The following is an 18,509-nucleotide window of genomic DNA, read 5'->3' as shown; positions in this document are numbered from 1 at the left end:
GAAGGGTTAGTTGTTCGATAAATTGTCACCGCAGTGAAAGAAGCCGGTGGTCAAAGTGTCGATGGCGATTTTAGCGTTTGAGCTCACGGTGCCGATGGCGTAGATGGCGAAGGTGAGCGGGGTGCCGTCGGCGGCGCGAATGACCCCGGCGAGCGTGTAGCCGGTATCGATCCAGCCGGTCTTGGCGAACACTGCGCCGTCGGCGGCGGAATTCGCACCGGCGAAACGGTCGCTGTAGGAGAGGGAACCGCGCGGACCGCCGGCGATCGGCAGGCCATCGAAGAGCACGCCGAGGTTGCCCTCGCGGGCGTTGACCTTGAGGAACAGGGCCGTCAGGTACGCCGGCGAAACAGCATTGTGAGGGCTGAGTCCCGAGCCGTCCTTGATGATCATGCCGGTGGTGTCGATGCCGTAGGCGGCGAGGCCACCGACGATGCCTTGTTGCAGCGCGGAGAAAGAGTTGCCGGCGCCGTTTTCGATGGCCACGAGGCGGGCGAGCATCTCGGCGATGGTGTTGTCACTCACAATCAGGGACTGTTGAATAAGCGTCGACACCGGTGCGGACTGTACGGCACCGAGTTGGGCGGTTCCGGCCGGGGCGGTGGCCTGACTGATGCTGAGGCCGCCGCCGAGCGCGTCGGCGAAGGCCTGGCCGGCCCGGGCAATCGGGTCTTCGCTGCGCGCCGATGTGCTCCGGGTCGGGTCGTCGCGGTCACCGTCGACCATCAGCGCGGTGATCTCGGGCATGGCGCCGAGGCCGAGCTCGGTGCGGGCCCAGCCCTCGTCCCAGTCAGGGCCGGAAAAGTACGAGGCGTCGAGTACGAGCGAGGTGATCGGCGGATTGGTCGGGTCGGCAGCCCAGGCGACCATGGTCTGGGTCGCAAGGTCGTCGAGGTGGGCGGCGCCGGTGTAGAACGGCTCCTGACCGGTGGGTAGCCGCGACAGGGTGAGGTCTCCCCCGCCGACGAGCACGACCTGACCGGGTTCCGCGCCCTTCACCACGCGGGTCGTGGCCCGGTAGTCGCTCCCGAGCACGTTGAGGGCAGCGGCCGAGGTGAGCACCTTCATGACACTCGCGGTGCGGGACGACGTCGTGCCGCCGCGGTCGAACAACACCTCACCGGTGTTGGCATTGACGACCTGCGCCTGAAAATCGGCGAGGCGGGCGTCGGCGGCGAGCGCGGCAACCGAGCAGGTACGCAACCGGCTGGCCGCTGTCGCTTCGGCGGGCACCGGTCGAGCCGGATCGATGGTGGGAGTGGGAAGCGGCGTGGCCGTGGGCGACGGCGCGCCGGATGCCGCAGCCGGCCCGGCGGCGCCGGTCTGGGTTCCGGCGAAGACGGCTCCACTACCGAGCAGCACGAAGACGGCAGCACCGGCGGCGATCAGCGACGCCCGGCGGTACCGGGTGAAGACTGCACGGATTCCGCTGCGCGGAGCAGGGTCGCCCTCTGGGGCTACGGGTGTCTGCACGGGTTCATCCACCTCCGTATGGTAGCCGACGCGCCTTCGGGCCAGCTATTCTCCCGGGTAGCGCAGGCCGATCCTGGCCCGAATCGCGTCGAGGGTGTGCATGATGGCGACCGATTCTTCGGCCGGCATGATGTCGCTCGAGAACTTGCCGGCGCGAATCAGGGCCTCGGCTTCGACCGCTTCGAAGTGCATCCCGCGGCCGGTGAACTCGGCCGGTACAAACGTTTCGAGTACGGTGCCGACCGTGTCCAGTACTCGAAAACCGGTCGGTGCGTACCAGACGGCGTCGATGTCGATGCGCCCCTCGGCGCCGATGATCGACGCCGAGGTGGGGCCGAGGGTGTCGCTTGCCGAGAAGGTCGTGGCGATCTGTCCGCCCAGATAGCGAAAAATCGTCGCGACCTGGGCATCCGCTCCGGTGGCCTTGAATGAGGCACTGGCCAGTATCGTTTCGGGTGCCCCGAAGACAGCGTGCGCGAAATTCACCGGATAGACCCCCAAGTCGAGCAGGGCTCCGCCGCCGAGTGCCAGGGAGTTGATCCGGTGTTCCGGGTCGTTGGGAAGGTCCTGGGTATGGTCGGCGAGCAGGCTGCGCACGTCGCCGAGCGTGCCGGCCGCCAGAATCTCGCGGATGCGCACCATGTGCGGCAGAAACCGGGTCCACATGGCTTCGAGCACGAGCAGATTCTTGCTCGCGGCCAGGTCGACGATCTGTCGGGCTTCCCGGGCGTTGAGCGCGATCGGCTTCTCGATCAGCACGTGTTTGCCGGCATTCAACGCGAGGGCAGCGTGTTCGGCATGAAACGGATGCGGTGTCGACACGTAGACGACGTCGACCGCGGGATCGTTGACCATCGCTTCGTAGCTGGCATGTGCCGTGGGAATGCCAAATTCGGCGGCGAAGGCATCCCCTGACGCCTGGCTGCGCGACCCGACGGCCTGCACCGTGTGGCCGTTCTGTACCAGGTCGCTCGTGAACTGGTGGGCGATACCGCCGGTGGCCAGGATTCCCCAGCGAATCGAATCTGTCATGCCTGGAGCTTATCGGCCGGCACCGACACGGGGTTCTGAATGCCGATGCCTGAGACGATTCCGCCTCCGACCAGCAGAATTCCGGTGACGATCGCGGCGCGATGGAACCCGTCGACGTCGAGCACCGGGCCCACGACAATGCTCGCTGCGGCGATGGCCACCAGTCCGGCGACCCGGGAGAGCGCGTTATTGACCGCGGAGGCAATGCCCGCCCGGCCGGGTTCAATCGCGCCCAGAATGGCGGAGGTCAGCGGCGCGACCGTGATCGTCAGGCCCAGGCCGAAGATGATGACGCCGGGCAGAACCTGGCTGGAATAGGCGACGGTCGAGTCGATGCGCAGCATGAGAAAAAACCCGATACCGGCGATGATCGGCCCGACGCACATGAACAGACGCGGGCCAAATCGGCCAGCCAGACGACCGATGACGGTGGACAGGGCGATGCTCAAAATGCTCACTGGCAGCAGGGCCAACCCGGCGCGCGTCGCGCTGTATCCGCCGACCTGCTGCAAGAAGACAGCGAGCAGGAACGTGCCGAGCGACAGGGCGGCGTAAATGAAGGTCGTCGCCACGTTTCCCACCCAAAAGTTGCGCACCCGAAAAAGGCTGAGCGGCATCATCGGCGCTCTCGCACGGTTCTCATGCCAGATAAACGCCGCAAAACTCAGCAGTCCGACGATGAGCGGCACCAGAATGACCGGGCTTCCCCAGCCGAAGGCGGCGTGCTCGATCAGCGCAAAGACGGGCAGGGCCACGCCAAGCACACCGAGAACCGCTCCGCTGACGTCGATGCGGGGCGCGGCATCCGCTGCCTCGTCGCCCGGCAACCGCGCCAACAGAACCAGGGTGAGCGCGATCGGCGCGATGTTGACGGCGAACACCAGCCGCCACGACGCCAGGTCGACCAGCAACCCGCCGATGAGCGGGCCGGCAATGAAGGCTGTGCTGGTCCAGGCGGTCCAGGTTCCGATCGCGCGGGCCTGGCCGGCACCCGAAAATGTGCTGAAGATGAGAGCGAGCGAGCTCGGTACCAGCAGCGCACCAGCGACGCCCTGGATGGCACGTGCGCCGATCAGAAACGGAGCGCTCGGAGCCACCGCACAGAGAACGGATGCCGAGACGAACCCCACCAGACCCCACAACAGCACCCGCTTGCGCCCGAACGCGTCGGAGAGCGAACCGGCCAGCAGAATAATGCCGCCGAGGGTGATGAGGTAGGCGTCGACGACCCACTGCTGGGTCGAGATTCCTCCGCCCAGTTCACGGGTGATCGCGGGGAGAGCCACATTGATGACGGTGCCGTCGAGAAAGGCGATGAACGAGGCCAGCACCGCGACCACCAGAACAAGCCGTGGGGAATCGGCCAATGAACGGGTCATGACGTGAATGAACCCCACGTGCTGCCGCGGCGTGCCATATAGGTCAGACTAGACCAATGATCACCCTGCAGCAGGATGCCGATGGCTTCATCCGCATGAACCGGCACTTTCCCGACACCACTCTTATCAGCATCAGCTTCACAGAGGGGGCGGTGGGAGAATTCACCGGGGCCCAACTGAACGCCGTCTTTGACGACGCCCTGGCCGAGTTTCGCGGGCAGAACCGCCTCGAGGGAGCAAAAGGTTTTTCCCGGGCGCCGGCGAAAACCGTGCATCCCACGAAAAACATCACCGTCATCAAGGTGCACCCCGAAATGGCCCGCTAGCTGCGACCGGGCGCAGTCAGCGCAGTCAGTCTGTCCACGCCGATCGGTTCAGCGGCCAGTAACGGCACGATCGCGACCCGATCGGCGTGGTCGAACACCCGGTCGATCTGGGTGACCTCGTTGGCGGCGCGCGCCAGCAAAAACGGTGACTCGGGGCGCGCCGCCGCAATGGAATTGTTGACTACCCAGCCCCACGGCTGGATTCCGGCGCGCTGAAGATCCTGCTGGAGCTCCTCTGCCTCGAGCACCGGCGTCGTCTCGGCCAGGGTGACGAGCAGCACCTTGGTCAGCGCGGAATCCTGCAGTCGCATCAATGGGGTCACGAACGCCATGCCCTCCCCCATCTGACGCGCGATTTCACGATGGTACGATCCCGTGGCATCGAGCAACAGCAGGGTGTGGCCGGTCGGAGCGGTATCAACGACAACGAATTCGTGCCGCGATTCATGCACGGCCTTCGAGAATTGCCGAAACACGGCGACCTCATCGGTGCACGGCGAGAGCAGGTCTTCGGCCAGGGCGGCCCGGCCGTCGTCGTCGAGGTTCGTGCCCTTGGTAGCCATGACGTGATTTCGATACTCTCGAATAGCCTCGTCCGGGTCGATGCGCGAGACGCGCAGCCCCGGCAGGGTTCCGTGCAGGGTGTCCACAAGGTGGGCCGCCGGGTCCGTCGTGGTCAGGTGCACAGTATGGCCGCGCCGAGCGAGGGAAACGGCGAGTGCTGCAGCGATCGTGGTTTTGCCGACACCGCCTTTTCCCATGCATAAAATCAGGCCGTGACCGGTCTGTTCTAATTCGTCGACGAACTGGCCGAGCGGGGCATTCGGCACTTCGACCGGGGTCTGCGGGGATACTCCACCATTGTTGCCGGCTTGAAACAGGTCGCGCAGCGCTCTGTCACCCGTCATGTTTCCGGTCTTGAGCTCGAGCAGGTCACGCGGCAGGATAGCGATGTTCGCCGGAATACCGTCCAGAGCGGCCGCCTCGCGTGTGCGCACCGCTGCGGCTATCGGCTCTGTTCCCGCGCCAACTGGCAGCAGTCCATTGATAACGACATAGCCGCCAAGAATTCCGATCTGCGCCAGCTCAGCGTGGGTGCGATCGATCTCGCTCAAAGCGGATGCCTGCGCGCGCGCCACGAGCACCAGCCGCGTACGCCGCGGGTCGGCCAGGGCAGCGACCGCAGCCGCATACACCGTCTTGTGCTTCTCCAGCCCGGATAGCGGGCCGAGGCACGACGGATCACCCTTACCCGCATTCAGAAACTCCGTCCAGGAGCCGGGCAACTGCAGCAGGCGGATGGTGTGTCCGGTCGGCGCGGTGTCGAACACGATGTGGTCGTAGGTCTGGAGCAGGCTGTCATCGGTCAGTAGGTTCGTGAACTCGTCGAACGAGGCAACCTCGGTAGTACACGAACCGGACAGGCCCTCAGCAATGCTGGCCAGCTCGCGCTCCGGCAAAAGCCCCCGAACCGGCGCGATAATGCGTTCGCGATAGGCATCCGCGGCCTGCTCCGGGTCGATTTCGAGGGCGCTGAGACCGGCAATGGCCTCAATCAGAGTGACCGTGTTGCCGATCGTGACACCGAATACCTGCCCGATGTTGGACGCCGGGTCGGTGCTCACCAGCAACACTCGGCGGCCCCGGGTGGCCAGCTCGATGGCCGAAGCGCAGGCAACGGATGTCTTGCCGACGCCACCCTTTCCGGTGAAAAACAGAAAGTGGGGCGGGTCTTTCAGAAACTTCACGGTGCTAGCAGCAGCCGGTGGCGCCGCCGCAGCATCCGCTTTCAGATTTCTCACTCAGGCCGAGCTGGGGTCGCTCGGCTGGCTCACTCGTGATGGGAGCGAGGCCGGCGAAGGCGGACAGTTGGGTTTTCGAGGGATAGGTGCCGGTCGCGACGGTGACACCGTCGACGACGGTGAGCGGCAGCCCGGTCGAACCGACGACGTGCATGAAGGCGCGCACGGTCTCCTCCGTGGTGAAAGCGAGCGGGTCGGTGGCCAGGTTATGGCGCTGGATGTCAGCGCCCAGGTCCTGCAGACTGCGCACGGTCGCGGTCACTTCGACCAGGGACTGGTCGACATCGACGCCGCAGACTCCGGTGTCGCAGCACAGTGCCGGTTCGTAGATTCGGATGGCAGCCATGTGGATCTCCCTCATAAGTTGAGCCTTCACTCGCTATATCGATAAGAATCAATGTAGCAGTAGGCTGGTGCCGCACCTACCGGAAGGGATCATTTCATGACCGAGAAATCTGAGATCACGGAGCGTGTTCGTGCGCGTTACGCGATGGCCGCAGTGCAGTTGAACGACGTCTCGAGCACGTCGTGCTGCGTGCCGACCGATTTGGGCGACGGCGACGTGTTCGGCTCCGCGCTCTACACCGGCAACGAAAAGTTGGAGATCCCCGAAGAGGCGTTTCTGGCCAGTCTGGGCTGCGGCAATCCAACAGCGGTCGCCGACCTGCACCCGGGAGAAACGGTGCTCGACCTCGGCTCCGGCGGCGGCATCGACGTGCTGCTCTCCGCTCGTCGGGTGGGCCCAACGGGCTTCGCCTACGGGCTCGATATGACCGATGAGATGCTCAGGCTCGCCCGAGCTAATGCGGCGAAGGCCCAAGCCACCAACGTGGAGTTCATTAAGGGTCAGATGGAAGCCATCCCCCTGCCCGGTGCAACCGTCGACGTGATCATCTCCAACTGCGTCATCAACCTGTCCACCGACAAGAATGCGGTGATCAGCGAGATGTTCCGGGTTTTGAAGCCCGGCGGGCGTCTCGGAATCTCCGACGTGGTGGCCGAAAACCATCTGAGCGCAGAGGACCGCATCGAGCGCGGCAGTTACACCGGTTGCATCGCCGGGGCACTCTCGAATCAGGAATACCTGGACGCGCTCGCCGCAGCAGGATTTCTCGACGCGACTGTGGAGTACACCCACGAAGTCGCCCCCGAAATGCACGGGAGCATCGTGAAGGCGGTCAAACCCCGCGCCTAGTCTCGGGCGCTTTTTTCCCTGGAACGGCCGGCCCCTACGAGCAGCAATCCTGAACTCAGAAAGCAGGATCGCCACAGCCAGAGATGACAGTGCATGCTGACTAGTGCCTCTCGTCTGGATGTACTGAATCGGCTGGGGCGGGCCTTGGCGGATCCGACCCGATCCCGGATTCTACTGAGCCTGCTGGATGCCCCGGGGTATCCCGGCCAGCTTACGGAGGGACTGCGGCTGACGCGCTCGAATGTATCGAACCACCTGAGTTGCCTGCGGGGTTGCGGCATCGTGGTGGCCACGCTGGAGGGTCGGTCGACGCGATACGAGATTGCCGACCCGCATCTGACGCGTGCGCTGGTCGCGCTGGTCGACGTGGTCCTCGCCGTCGAGGACGGTGACGCCTGCGCAGATGACACCTGTGACGTGCCCCCGTGTTGCGGAGCCGAAACATGAGCGCGCCCTCACCCCTTCACCTTCCGGCACTGGGCCCGATTCGCAAACGCCTCCTCCAGCGCCGAATCCGCTGGCTCGGCTGGGCTTGGGCTGATGCGGTCGCCGCGCTGGTTATCGCGGGTTTCGCGATCCGAGAAGGCAGAGAAGCATGGACAGGCGACACGTGCGCCACGCCGGTATCCGCGCTGACCGGTGAACGCACCCTCGAGCATGAGGCCGGCTCCTGCGATCCCTTCCAGGCAATGGCTTACGACCAACCGGCGGGTCATTGTGCAATAATCTGCGTATGAATGCAGATACGGACAGGTGCATGCTTGAGGGAGATGTGATCTTTCAGGCGGGGCATGCCCTCGAGGGCCCACCGGCGCACCATCGGCATCCGCTCGAACGAGCCAGTGACCCCCACCGTGCCGTCGCTCATGTTTGAGGTCCTGCGTAACCGAACGTATCGCCGACTGTTCAGCGCGCAAGTCGTCGCGCTGATCGGCACCGGAATGCTCACGGTAGCTCTCGGCCTCCTCGCGTTCGACCTCGCCGGTGGTGATGCCGGGATAGTGCTCGGCATCGCACTGACCATCAAGATGCTCGCTTACGTCGGCGTCGCCCCGGTCATTTCCGCGCTGACTACGCATGTGCCACGCAAAACCCTGTTGGTATCAGCGGATGCACTCCGCGCGATCGTCGCGCTCGCCCTGCCGTTCGTCACCGATGCCTGGCAGATCTACGTCCTCATCTTCGTGCTGCAAGCCGCTTCAGCTACCTTCACCCCCGCCTTTCAAGCCCTCATCCCGGAGGTCTTGCCGAGGGAGAGCGAGTACACCCGGGCGCTGTCGCTGTCGCGACTGGCCTACGACCTTGAATCGCTCCTCAGCCCGATTCTCGCCGCCGCACTCTTGACCGTTATCAGCTACCACTCCCTTTTTGTGGGAACGATCGTCGGGTTCGCTGGCTCCGCCCTGCTCGTGTTCACCACCACTCTGCCGGCTCATCAGGTGGCCGTGACAACACCATTCGTGGAGCGCCTCACCCGCGGCGTTCGCGTCTTCGCACGCACCCCGCAATTGCGCGCCCTGCTGGCTATGAACATGGTCGTCGCAACGTCGACCGGCATGGTCATCGTCAACACCGTCGTGCTTGTGCAAAGCCACTTTGGCCGCCCTCAGTCCGACTTTGCTCTCGCCCTCGCCTGCTACGGATTCGGGTCCATGCTCGTCGCACTTGCGCTGCCCCGGGTACTCGAGCGTTTTGACGACCGAAACGTCATGCTGCTCGGCTGCGCGCTGTTGCCCGCCGGGCTTTTGGCCCTCGCCGGTCTTGTTCTCGCACCGGCGATACCCCTGACCTGGTCTGGTCTCCTCGTGATCTGGTTCGTGCTCGGCGCCGCGACCGCACTCATCCTGACGCCGTCGGCGCGGCTGTTGCGCCGCTGTTCCGACGAGACCAGCCGACCAGCCGTTTTCGCCGCCCAGTTTTCCCTGTCCCATGCCTGTTTCATCGTCACCTACCCACTGGCCGGGATACTCGGCGCCCTGTTGGGATTGGCGCCAGCTGCGACCATACTGGCCGGTATCGGGATACTCTCTGGGATCGTTGCGTTACGGGCCTGGACGACTCGGACGACACCTCTGGCACAGGTCGAATCAACGATCGCCACCTGAGAGATGATGGACGTGATAGCAGCAACAGGCGTTGCCGCGATCTCAGTTCTTGCTCGGGTAAAACCGGCACTCAGGTTTCGCCGCTGGCCGTGCGGTATTCTGCAAGAGAAGACATTGGGCAGTTCGGTCGTGGGCTGCGGGCAAAGAAGTAGGTGAAATGACGCTGGATCGTGCGGTGCGGCGGTCGGGTGCACCCGTATCTGTGCCTCCTCTCATCTCCTTGCTCGCTCTGGCCGCCCTATTGTTCGCAATTCTTGCCATTCATTCCGAGACCACCGGGCATGCCATGCACACGCTGGTCCCTGCATCATCGGCTGGTGCTGCATCATCGGCTGTTGCCGAGCACCAGACGTCGGTGACGGGTATGGCTGCAGTCATGGCTGCTCCCGTCGTCGCGATGATGTCGTCCGGAAGCCGCGGCGGGATGCTTGAGTGCACTCTGCTGGCGATGACGTGCGTCCTGCTGCTGACTCTCGTCGTCATGGTCTTTCTGACTCGGCTCCCGGCCAGGTATCGACGCCCGCTCGATACCTGCGTGACGTCGATCTCCTGCCGCATCAGCGCTCAACCGCGTCAGCGTCCCAGTCTCACCCTTCTGTCCATCTGTCGCGTTTAGACCGAGATGCAGTTCCGCGCCAGCACGTGGCGTCGGAACTGCGCCGTGCCCGCGGCCGCCGGTTTCTACCGCTAACAGACGAATGGATGAACGATGCTCAACCCACGAACTTTCTTATTTGCTGCCGTGACCTTGGCAGCAGCTCTCACTCTCAGCTCATGCTCTGGCGGCAGCCCCGCCGCCGAACCAGCGGGCTCTTCTGCCAGCCACAGCACAGCAGCTTTTGACTCCGCCGACGTGACCTTTGCCCAGATGATGATCCCCCATCATGAACAGGCCGTTCAAATGAGCGACGACCTACTCGCCAAAGACGGCCTCGATCACAGCGTGGTCGACCTCGCGACCGAGATCAAGGCTGCGCAGAAACCGGAGATCACCCAGTTGAAAGACTGGTTGACGGCGTGGGGCGAAGACGAGAACAGCATGTCGGACATGTCCGGCATGGACGGCAGCTCTGCCGGGATGATGTCCGACGACGACATGATGGCGTTGCAGCACGCCTCGGGAGCAGACGCCAGTTCCTTGTTCCTAAAGCAGATGACTGCGCACCATGAGGGGGCCGTCGCGATGGCGCAGCTCGAAATTGATAACGGTGAGAATGCGGATGCCCGGGCGATGGCCGCCAACATCGTCAAGACGCAGTCGGCTGAAATCGCCGTCATGGCCGAGCTTCTCGCCGCGCTCTAGAGCGGCACATTCGGGGCTGGTTCTTCTCTGGAAGGCCGGCCCCAGAACACCACCCAACGTTTTCTGAACCACCTGCAAGGACATATTCATGTATCGCCGTCAATTTTTTCACCTGATGCGTATTCCCGGAACGGTGCTCCGTGGATAACACCGGTCACGTCGCCACGGCGCCGCCCATCCCCGGTGTCATTCCACCAATGTCGCGCCGAGATATCCGCGCGATGGAGAACATGGTGCGTGCGGGCCGATCCGGTGCATCAAAAACTGCGCCATCGGTCAAAGTCACTTCTCGGCCCATCCCGCTGCGCCAGCGTGCTGCGGCCGCCAGCGCCATGGCGATGATCGCGCTCTTTGCGATCGGCGCGTCCCTCCCCGCACTCGCGGTGAACACAGAACCGCCACAGGCCGCAGCTGCGAGCGCCGCGAAAACGGACGATCTGCAAAGCGTCACCGCAGCGGGTACAACATCCGTTCCCTTTCAACGTGACGGGTACACCATCACGGAAGCACCTGAACCGGCCTCGTACACCCAAGTTGCCAGCGATGGAGAATACGCCAGCCTGAGTCCGGGCCAGCTCAGCGATCAAGGCTGGGCTCTACCTGTTCTGGGCCGAATATCGAGCCCGTTCGGTTCTCGCCCGAACAAGCCAGTTGATGGTGTCGGCGACTTTCACAACGGCACCGACATTGCCGCTCCCTGCGGCCAGCCCGTCTTCGCGGCGGCTGGAGGAAAAGTTATCACCTCGGGCTATCAGGGCTCCTATGGCAACTGGGTTCTCATCGACAACGGCAACGGCATCGAGACGGGTTATGCCCATAACAGTCAGCTCCTCGTTGATTCCGGCCAGATGGTTGTAGCCGGTGAAATTATTGCCATAGTGGGATCAACGGGTGCGTCCAGCGGCTGCCACATGCACTTTGAAACGCGCGTCGGCGGTGACGGCATCGATGCAGAAACATTCATGAGCGCCCGAGGAGTCACTCTTGGTTAAAATCAACCGATCAACACGCCGGATCAGTGCGTTGTCCGTACCGCTCGTCAGCCTCCTGGTTCTGACGGGATGTTCGGCCAGCGATGTAGATTCGACAGCGGTATCGCCCAGCACGGTCCCTATGGCGAACGCTTTCGAACACGTGCATGGCCTCGGCGCCGATCCTCTCACGGGAGACACCTACGCGGCCACGCACCAGGGGGTGTGGCTCATCCCGACCGGAATGCTGCCAGACACCTATCTGGCTGGAGCGCCACGAGCAGACCTGACCCAACCGATGCAGCTCGCCGGCCTGGCGCAGGACACGATGGGCTTCACCGTGGCCGCGCCGGGCCAGTTGATGGCATCGGGCCACCCCGATCCGACCGAACCCAGCGATCTGGCGCTTCCCAATTTGGGACTCATCTCCAGCACAGACGGTGCGTCTACCTGGACGCCGCTATCGCTGGCCGGCAAGACCGATTTTCACGATTTGGATGCCGTCCCCCTCGACGACGGCACCCTCCGTGTCTACGGATACGACGCGGGCGCTGGAACTATTTCCGTTAGTGACGACTCCGGCCTCACGTGGTCAGCGGGCGCACAGCTCGCACTCCGGGACCTGAGCGCGGATCCAGCAAAGGCCGATCTGCTCTACGCAACGACCGCCGCGGGCGTTCTGGTGAGCACCGACGCGGGTCGCACATTCACCGCGTTGACTGGAGCACCGGGACTGCTCCTTCTGGATTTTGCCGGCGGAGGATTGGTCGGTCTGGATCCCGACGGCGGAGTCTGGCGCCAGGACGCCGAGACGTGGACGCAAACCGGAACGACCGATCGCACCCCCGAAGCGTTCACCGTCGTCGGCGGATCCTCACCCTGGATTCTCGTGGCGGACGCCACCGGCATCGCCGCCAGCAGTGACTATGGAAACACCTGGACCACACTGGTATCGCTGTCCAGCTAGCCGGCACAGCACCGGCCCTGGTACCGGCCCTCCAGCCGATCTGAATGTGTTCGGCTGACTTCCAGCAAGAAAGATACCCCCAGAGGTATGATTCATCATTGGCGAATCACGGAAGGAATCACATCATGATGTGGGGCACGGGAAGTATGGGGTGGTCCTGGGGGTTCGGCTTGCTGGCTTTGGTTGGCGTTGCCATTCTTGTGTATGTCGTCATTCGCTTATCTACCAAAAACGGGCAGAGTATTCCCTCGTCGCCGCCTGTTCCCGCGTCGCCCGATCTCACCAGCGCGCGAAAGATCCTTGACGAGCGTTTCGCTCGCGGGGAGCTAACGCCGGAGCAGTACCGCGAGCAGATACGGGTGCTCGCCGAAGGCCGATGATGGTTGACATCAGCCGCCGGAACGCTCTCATTTTGGGAGGGGTAGGAATTGGCGGGGTAGCCATCGGAGGGACTGGCTTCCTCGTGAATCAAAAATCAGGCGGGCCGCTGGCCTCAGAAGCTGCGTCCGGGGCCATTTTCGTTCAGCCCACCGAATTGCGCAGCTCCAATGGCGTGCTGTCGGTGGCCTTGGAGTCGTCGTCTCAGCACGTGAGCATTGCCGGTAAAGACGTTCGCGCGCTCAGTTACAACGGGGGCGTTCCTGGCCCCACGCTGCGCGTTCGAGCCGGCGATATTCTCAATGTCAATCTACGTAATGGCTTGACCGATCCGAGCAACCTGCACGTGCACGGCCTCCACGTCTCTCCAAAGAACAACAGCGACAACATGTTCGTCACGATCGAAGCCGGCGACTCCTTCGACTACCAATACCAGCTGCCCGACAATCACGCACCGGGCGTGTATTGGTATCACCCGCATCACCACGGCTTTGTCGCCGACCAGGTGTTCGGAGGTCTCTATGGCGCCATCATTGTGGAGGACCCTGAGGAGATTCCCGCCACCCGGGAGCGCGTCCTTGTCATCTCCGACATCACCTTCGATGCATCGGGCACCATTGCAGCTGCCACCGAGATGGATAAGATGTCAGGCCGGGAGGGCGAGCTTGTCCTGGTGAACGGGCAGCGTGATCCGCTGCTGAGCGCCAGCCCCGGCGAGCGGGAACGCTGGCGAGTCATCAACGCGTGCACCTCCCGCTATCTGCGGCTTCGACTCGACGGGCAGCAACTCACCCTCCTGGGTATCGACTCCGGCCGGTTTGAATCCGCACGCAACGTTGACGAAGTCGTCTTGGCTCCGGGCAATCGCGCAGACCTGCTCGTGACGGCACGCGCTGGCATATCCACTCTTCGCGCGCTCCGTTATGACCGTGGTACGTCTGGCGGAATGATGGGCGGTAGAACGTTCAGTTCCGCTGATGTCGCACTGGCCACGTTCGCGGTCGCCGGCGCCGACACCGCCGCATTCACCGCGGTGCCCGATCAACTCTCACCGACGGACTTACGTTCTTCTACCGTCACCGCCCGACGCGAATTGGTGTTCGCCATGGGAATGGGCGGCGGCATGGGCGGCGGCATGATGTCAGCCACGATCAACGACCGCACCTTTGATGCCACCCGTGTCGACACGACAGTGCAATTTGGAAGCGTCGAAGAATGGACCCTCACCAATATCAGCACTCGCGATCACCCCTTACACCTGCACGTCTGGCCGATGCAGATTATTGAACAGGATGGCCGACCAGTCGAGTCGGTGATCTGGCAGGACGTTGTGAACATACCGGCACGCAGCACTGTACGCGTTCGGGTCACGTTCACTGACTTCAGCGGGCGAAGCGTCTATCACTGCCATGTTCTCGACCATGAAGACGCCGGCATGATGGGTGTCATCGAAGCCCGCTGAACGAGGGCGCGAGGGGATGCCTTGACGAGCATCTGCTATTATTTGCGTATGGATGCAGATAAGCGGATATGTGGTCGTCTTCCCGAGGGTGACTTTGTCGAACTCGCCGTAGAAATCTTCTCGATGCTGGCGGACGCCACCCGGGTGCGTCTGATTGTCGCGCTGCGAGACGCCGGAGAGCTGTCGGTGAGCCACCTGGCCGAAATCGTCGACAAGACCCCTGCGTCGGTGTCGCAGCATCTGGCGAAGATGCGCCTGGCGCGCATCGTGGCAACACGACAAGAGGGCACGCGCATTTTCTACCGCCTGGAAAACGAGCATGCCGCGCAGCTCGTGCGTGACGCGATCTTCCAAGCCGAGCACAGCCTGGGCGGCACGCCTCGGCACCACCACGCTGACCTTGCATCGACAAGCGCGGAGGCTGACAGCGCATGACGAATACGCTGTCAGACGCGCCAATCCGCACCGGAGGTCGCGTCCTCGCAACACCCCCATCGATCTTCCGCACGGGCGCACGCCTGCCCGAGGTTCGCTGGGCGGGCCTCGCGCTGCTGCTGTTCCTCATCGCCTGGCCCCTGCAACTCGCTGGCGCACCTTCGCCCCTGTGGTGGGGGATTTATCTTGCGTGCTATCTCGCTGGCGGGTGGGAGCCGGCGTGGGCGGGGATCACCGCCCTGCGCGCCAAGGTTCTCGACGTGGATCTGTTGATGATCGTCGCCGCGATCGCTGCAGCCTCCATTGGTCAAGTTTTCGACGGCGCTCTCCTCATCGTCATTTTCGCTACCAGTGGAGCGATTGAAGCCCTCGTCACCCAGAGGACCGCTGATTCGGTCAGCAGCCTCCTCTCCCTTGCGCCCGAACGAGCCACCCGCCTTGCCCGCTCGGGGACAGGCGAAGGCCTGGTCATCGTCGACACGGCAGATCTCCGGGTTGGAGATCTTATCCTCGTTCGTCCGGGCGAGCGGATCGGCGGGGACGGCCTCGTCATCGACGGCATCAGCGAGGTCGACCAGGCCGCTATGACGGGAGAATCGGTTCCCGTGCGCCGCGAGCCTGGTCAAAACGTGCTCTCCGGCACTGTCAACGGCACAGGCGCCCTGACCGTGCAGATCACGAGTCCAGCAAGCGAATCAGTCATTGCCCGGATGGTGTCCTCGGTCGCCGAAGCATCCGAGACGAAGTCGACGCGTGCGCTTTTCGTCGAGAAGGTCGAGCAGCGCTACTCGCTCGGCGTGGTCATCGCGACCGTTGTCGTGTTTGCACTGCCACTGCTGTTCGGCGAAGGTTTCCGTGATGCCCTCCTGCGCGCGATCACCTTCATGATCGTTGCGTCCCCGTGCGCGGTCGTCCTGTCCACGATGCCTCCGCTGTTGGCTGCGATCGCCAACGCCGCTCGCCACGGCATCCTCGTCAAGTCCGCCACCGTCATGGAGGCGATGGGACGCACTCAGCTGGTTGCCTTCGACAAGACTGGAACCCTTACCGAAGGTGCTCCTATCCTCGTCGAGGTCAGCCCCGCCGCCGGGTATGACGCACAGGCCGTTGTGAACCTCGCCGCTGCGGTCGAGCACCACAGCGAGCACCCCCTCGGCCGCGCCGTCGTGCGCGCTGCCGCAACAACGGTGACCCCGGCGACCAATTTTCGAGCCATTCCCGGCCAGGGCGTTCAAGGCATGGTCCACGGGCAAATCGTGCGTGTCGTTCAAGCCCCCAAGGAACGCATCGACACGATCGGAACGATCGTCGAAGTACTCGTCGACGGCCAACTCGCCGGAACGCTCAACCTCCAAGACGCGTTGCGCCCCGACGCGACAACGACTGTTGCTCGCACTGCAGCCATCACGCAATACCCAGTCCACCTCCTCACCGGCGATAATCAGCGCACCGCGGCCGAAATTGCGGCCCGCACGGGCATTACCGAGGTGCACTCCCGCCTTCTTCCCGGAGACAAAGCTGCCATCGTGCGACAGCTGGAAAGCGCTGGCATCCCGGTACTGATCGTCGGCGACGGCGTCAACGACGCCCCAGCGCTCGCAGCGGCCAGCATCGGAATCGCGATGGGACGCCACGGCTCTGATCTCGCCCTCGAGACCGCCGACGCCGTCATCATCCGCGACGAACTCTCCGCAATCCCGAGCGTCATCGAACTCTCACAGAAAGCGCACCGGTTCGTCGTAGCCAACCTTGTCATTGCCGGAACATTCATCACCGTTCTCGTCACCTGGGACCTCATCTCGACACTGCCCCTCCCCCTCGCCGTGGCTGGCCACGAAGGGTCTACGGTGCTCGTAGCCCTCAACGGATTGCGACTGCTTCGCGCAAAAGCCTGGCGCTAAGCCCGACCGATGGATCGAGCTCAGGCGATCTGAAATTCTTCGACATAGCGTGACACGCGACCCGAGTGGCAAATTCGTCGGCGTAAACGTTGAATCCAGCGACACAGTCCGCTGAGGCTGTCGCATCGGATGTCTGCGACAGTTGCGCGGATCACTGCCAGAAGACGACAGTCGGGCCGGATACAGCGGGCCTCCGTCGTGACGGCAGACGCCATCAGCCCAGGATGTCGATGTACAGTTCATGCGGTTGCTGAAGACCGTCGGCAGTGTATCCGACATCAAACTTGCGGTTCCCCAGAATCAGTCCCTGCTCTGCAGCCCAGTCATAGATGGCCTGGAAACCACCGGCGATTGCTGCCACCGAACCGTCATGCCGGTGGTGGACAAAACGTCCAGCGGGAAAGAAAGTTACAGCCATACCCTCGGGCACTGCAATGTCGGCGACGACAGCAACTGCTCCAATAATCTCGCGATAACGGTCGTCGCCAAGATGGTCGCTGGCCTCGACGAAAACGCCAGCGCCTGAGGCGGGCAGCTCGTCTTGACGGGAGAAGAGCTCGCGCCAGGCTGCAGGCATCTCGGCGAGTAGCTGGGCGAAGTCAGAGACAACCTCGATTCCCACGATGACAGTATCACCAAGTTCAACGATCTCCATGAGTGCCTTTCCAGCCTGGCCTGACCACGACCGATCTGCTCCTGTACCCGATGATGTGCGCCCTTCAGCCTATCCAGACGCCCGAGATAGCCCTTCGCTTTTCTGTTGACATCGGCTGAAAAAACGGCCACCAACCACTATAAAAAGCGATCAATATGGGCGATTAGGAGAAGATCCGCCAGCCGTTTCAACAAGGCAGCACTCGCAGCGGAAGATCGCGCGGCCGGGCGAGTGTGTGCATCTCCTCGGGGCTGCTCGGCTGTGTGCGCCGAACCGTAGCTCCCCTCTGGGTCTGGTGAATATCCGCCGCAAATAGTCGATGACGAGAACCGTCGGCAGGCGGTAGAGGGGGGCGATGCGATCGTCCAGGGCGGGCTCGCTGATCGACGCCACCAGCTGCGCTCTACGGCTCGTGCACTCGACATCTTGGCGAAGGGAGCCCTCCGACAAGTAGCGGCGGGTTGAGGCTTCCCACTCGTCGTGTTGCTCGACGAGGACAGCGCCGGCAAGGCGGAGCAGCGCCGCAAGACTGGAGAATACGCCGACGACGAGGTTTGGCGCTTGATCTCTTTGTTGAGGCGCTCGATGGGGTTAGTGGACCAGATCTGCCGCCAGTGTTTGGGCGGGAACCCGCAGAACGCGAGCAGGTCGCCGCGGGCGTCGTGGAGCACCTGGGCGACCTTGGAATGAGAGCGTTCGAGCATGCGGGCGCCCTCGTCGAACTGCGCCTGAACGTGCTTGGCGTCGGGCTGGGCGAAGATGGTGCGGATGACGCTGGCGACCATTTCTTGGCTGGCCCGCGGCACGATCGAGGGAATAGTGCGCATTTGGTGCACTCGGCAGCGTTGCCAGCTGGCGCCTTGGAACACTGTGCCGATGGCCTTCTTCAATCCGGTGTGAACGGATGACGAAGGACACACGCCGAGATGCCCCTTCTGGCCTATGAAAACATCGCACCGCCCGCGAGATACCATTTCTGGCCTTCTAAAAGTCGGCCAAGGGTCACGTCCCGCTGGGTGGTGTAATTCCTCGTCACCGTGCGGGTCAGTTTGTTTAGTTTAGGCGGCAGCGAGTTCGGGGAGAATCACCGCCTCGTCGATGACCTCGACGGGGTTGTTCATGGTG

The 18,509-nt window shown here is 63.3% G+C and carries 18 protein-coding genes and 1 pseudogene; 12 read left to right on the top strand and 7 right to left on the bottom strand.

What is annotated here, in order from left to right; genetic code table 11:
* Positions 1 to 6: 6 nt before the first annotated feature.
* From dacB to CXY72_RS08985, 3 genes are read right to left on the bottom strand one after another with little or no spacing between them, the layout of a single operon-like run.
* Complete coding sequence (dacB, locus tag CXY72_RS08995; protein WP_233197731.1) at positions 7 to 1,473, bottom strand: D-alanyl-D-alanine carboxypeptidase/D-alanyl-D-alanine-endopeptidase; 1,467 nt, start codon at positions 1,471 to 1,473, stop codon at positions 7 to 9.
* Positions 1,474 to 1,518: 45 nt separating this feature from the next.
* Positions 1,519 to 2,505 carry a Gfo/Idh/MocA family protein gene (locus CXY72_RS08990; RefSeq protein ID WP_104127360.1) on the bottom strand — a complete coding sequence of 329 codons (987 nt, stop codon included), beginning with the start codon at positions 2,503 to 2,505 and terminating at the stop codon, positions 1,519 to 1,521.
* Positions 2,502 to 3,884 (bottom strand): DHA2 family efflux MFS transporter permease subunit, encoded by a 1,383-nt coding sequence (locus CXY72_RS08985; protein ID WP_104127481.1) that lies wholly within the window; start codon positions 3,882 to 3,884, stop codon positions 2,502 to 2,504. The genes CXY72_RS08990 and CXY72_RS08985 overlap by 4 nt, the downstream gene beginning before the upstream one ends.
* 56 nt (positions 3,885 to 3,940) lie before the next feature.
* Between CXY72_RS08985 and CXY72_RS08980 the strand changes: the two genes are divergently transcribed.
* Complete coding sequence (locus tag CXY72_RS08980) at positions 3,941 to 4,210, top strand: hypothetical protein (protein ID WP_104127359.1); 270 nt, start codon at positions 3,941 to 3,943, stop codon at positions 4,208 to 4,210.
* Here the strand turns inward: CXY72_RS08980 and arsA are convergent.
* Both arsA and arsD read right to left on the bottom strand, forming a co-directional pair.
* Positions 4,207 to 5,958: an arsenical pump-driving ATPase gene (arsA, locus tag CXY72_RS08975; protein ID WP_104127358.1), complete on the bottom strand. Its 1,752-nt coding sequence runs from the start codon at positions 5,956 to 5,958 to the stop codon at positions 4,207 to 4,209. The genes CXY72_RS08980 and arsA overlap by 4 nt on opposite strands.
* A gap of 4 nt (positions 5,959 to 5,962) precedes the next feature.
* Positions 5,963 to 6,358, bottom strand: a complete 396-nt coding sequence (gene arsD, locus CXY72_RS08970) for an arsenite efflux transporter metallochaperone ArsD (RefSeq protein ID WP_104127357.1) — start codon at positions 6,356 to 6,358, stop codon at positions 5,963 to 5,965.
* 96 nt (positions 6,359 to 6,454) lie between these two features.
* Here arsD and arsM point away from each other — a divergent pair, with 96 nt between their 5' ends.
* The 11 genes from arsM to CXY72_RS08910 all read left to right on the top strand — a co-directional run bounded on the left by arsM (position 6,455) and on the right by CXY72_RS08910 (position 16,729).
* Positions 6,455 to 7,207 (top strand): arsenite methyltransferase, encoded by a 753-nt coding sequence (arsM, locus tag CXY72_RS08965; protein WP_104127356.1) that lies wholly within the window; start codon positions 6,455 to 6,457, stop codon positions 7,205 to 7,207.
* Between the two features lie 93 nt (positions 7,208 to 7,300).
* Complete coding sequence (locus CXY72_RS08960; RefSeq protein WP_104127355.1) at positions 7,301 to 7,654, top strand: helix-turn-helix transcriptional regulator; 354 nt, start codon at positions 7,301 to 7,303, stop codon at positions 7,652 to 7,654.
* Positions 7,655 to 7,998: 344 nt separating this feature from the next.
* Positions 7,999 to 9,312: an MFS transporter gene (locus CXY72_RS08950; RefSeq protein WP_370446243.1), complete on the top strand. Its 1,314-nt coding sequence runs from the start codon at positions 7,999 to 8,001 to the stop codon at positions 9,310 to 9,312.
* Between the two features lie 157 nt (positions 9,313 to 9,469).
* Positions 9,470 to 9,928 carry a hypothetical protein gene (locus CXY72_RS08945; protein WP_104127354.1) on the top strand — a complete coding sequence of 153 codons (459 nt, stop codon included), beginning with the start codon at positions 9,470 to 9,472 and terminating at the stop codon, positions 9,926 to 9,928.
* 237 nt (positions 9,929 to 10,165) lie between these two features.
* A complete protein-coding gene (locus tag CXY72_RS08940) occupies positions 10,166 to 10,615 on the top strand; it encodes a DUF305 domain-containing protein (RefSeq protein ID WP_370446242.1) in 450 nt (149 codons plus the stop codon).
* A 140-nt stretch (positions 10,616 to 10,755) separates the two neighbouring features.
* Positions 10,756 to 11,607, top strand: coding sequence for a M23 family metallopeptidase (locus tag CXY72_RS08935; protein ID WP_104127352.1), 852 nt, complete (start codon positions 10,756 to 10,758; stop codon positions 11,605 to 11,607).
* A 121-nt stretch (positions 11,608 to 11,728) separates the two neighbouring features.
* Positions 11,729 to 12,553 (top strand): F510_1955 family glycosylhydrolase, encoded by an 825-nt coding sequence (locus CXY72_RS08930; protein WP_104127351.1) that lies wholly within the window; start codon positions 11,729 to 11,731, stop codon positions 12,551 to 12,553.
* A 125-nt stretch (positions 12,554 to 12,678) separates the two neighbouring features.
* Entirely contained in the window at positions 12,679 to 12,933 is a 255-nt protein-coding gene (locus tag CXY72_RS08925; protein WP_104127350.1) for an SHOCT domain-containing protein, read from the top strand.
* Positions 12,933 to 14,393, top strand: a complete 1,461-nt coding sequence (locus tag CXY72_RS08920) for a multicopper oxidase family protein (protein WP_104127349.1) — start codon at positions 12,933 to 12,935, stop codon at positions 14,391 to 14,393. Before CXY72_RS08925 ends, CXY72_RS08920 begins: the two co-directional genes overlap by 1 nt.
* A 48-nt stretch (positions 14,394 to 14,441) precedes the next feature.
* A complete protein-coding gene (locus CXY72_RS08915) occupies positions 14,442 to 14,828 on the top strand; it encodes a metalloregulator ArsR/SmtB family transcription factor (protein ID WP_104127348.1) in 387 nt (128 codons plus the stop codon).
* Entirely contained in the window at positions 14,825 to 16,729 is a 1,905-nt protein-coding gene (locus tag CXY72_RS08910; protein ID WP_104127347.1) for a heavy metal translocating P-type ATPase, read from the top strand. The genes CXY72_RS08915 and CXY72_RS08910 overlap by 4 nt, the downstream gene beginning before the upstream one ends.
* Positions 16,730 to 16,943: 214 nt before the next feature.
* On the opposite strand, the gene CXY72_RS08905 is transcribed toward CXY72_RS08910, so the two are convergent.
* Together CXY72_RS08905 and CXY72_RS20065 are read right to left on the bottom strand one after the other, a co-directional pair.
* Complete coding sequence (locus tag CXY72_RS08905) at positions 16,944 to 17,384, bottom strand: GyrI-like domain-containing protein (RefSeq protein WP_104127346.1); 441 nt, start codon at positions 17,382 to 17,384, stop codon at positions 16,944 to 16,946.
* A 432-nt stretch (positions 17,385 to 17,816) separates the two neighbouring features.
* A pseudogene (locus CXY72_RS20065) lies at positions 17,817 to 18,292 on the bottom strand (transposase); the annotation flags it as partial.
* Positions 18,293 to 18,509: the final 217 nt, after the last annotated feature.

Origin of the sequence: Cryobacterium sp. Y57 (assembly GCF_002929505.1) — a bacterium.
Lineage (GTDB): Bacteria > Actinomycetota > Actinomycetes > Actinomycetales > Microbacteriaceae > Cryobacterium.
This window is presented reverse-complemented; position numbering and strand designations above follow the sequence as displayed.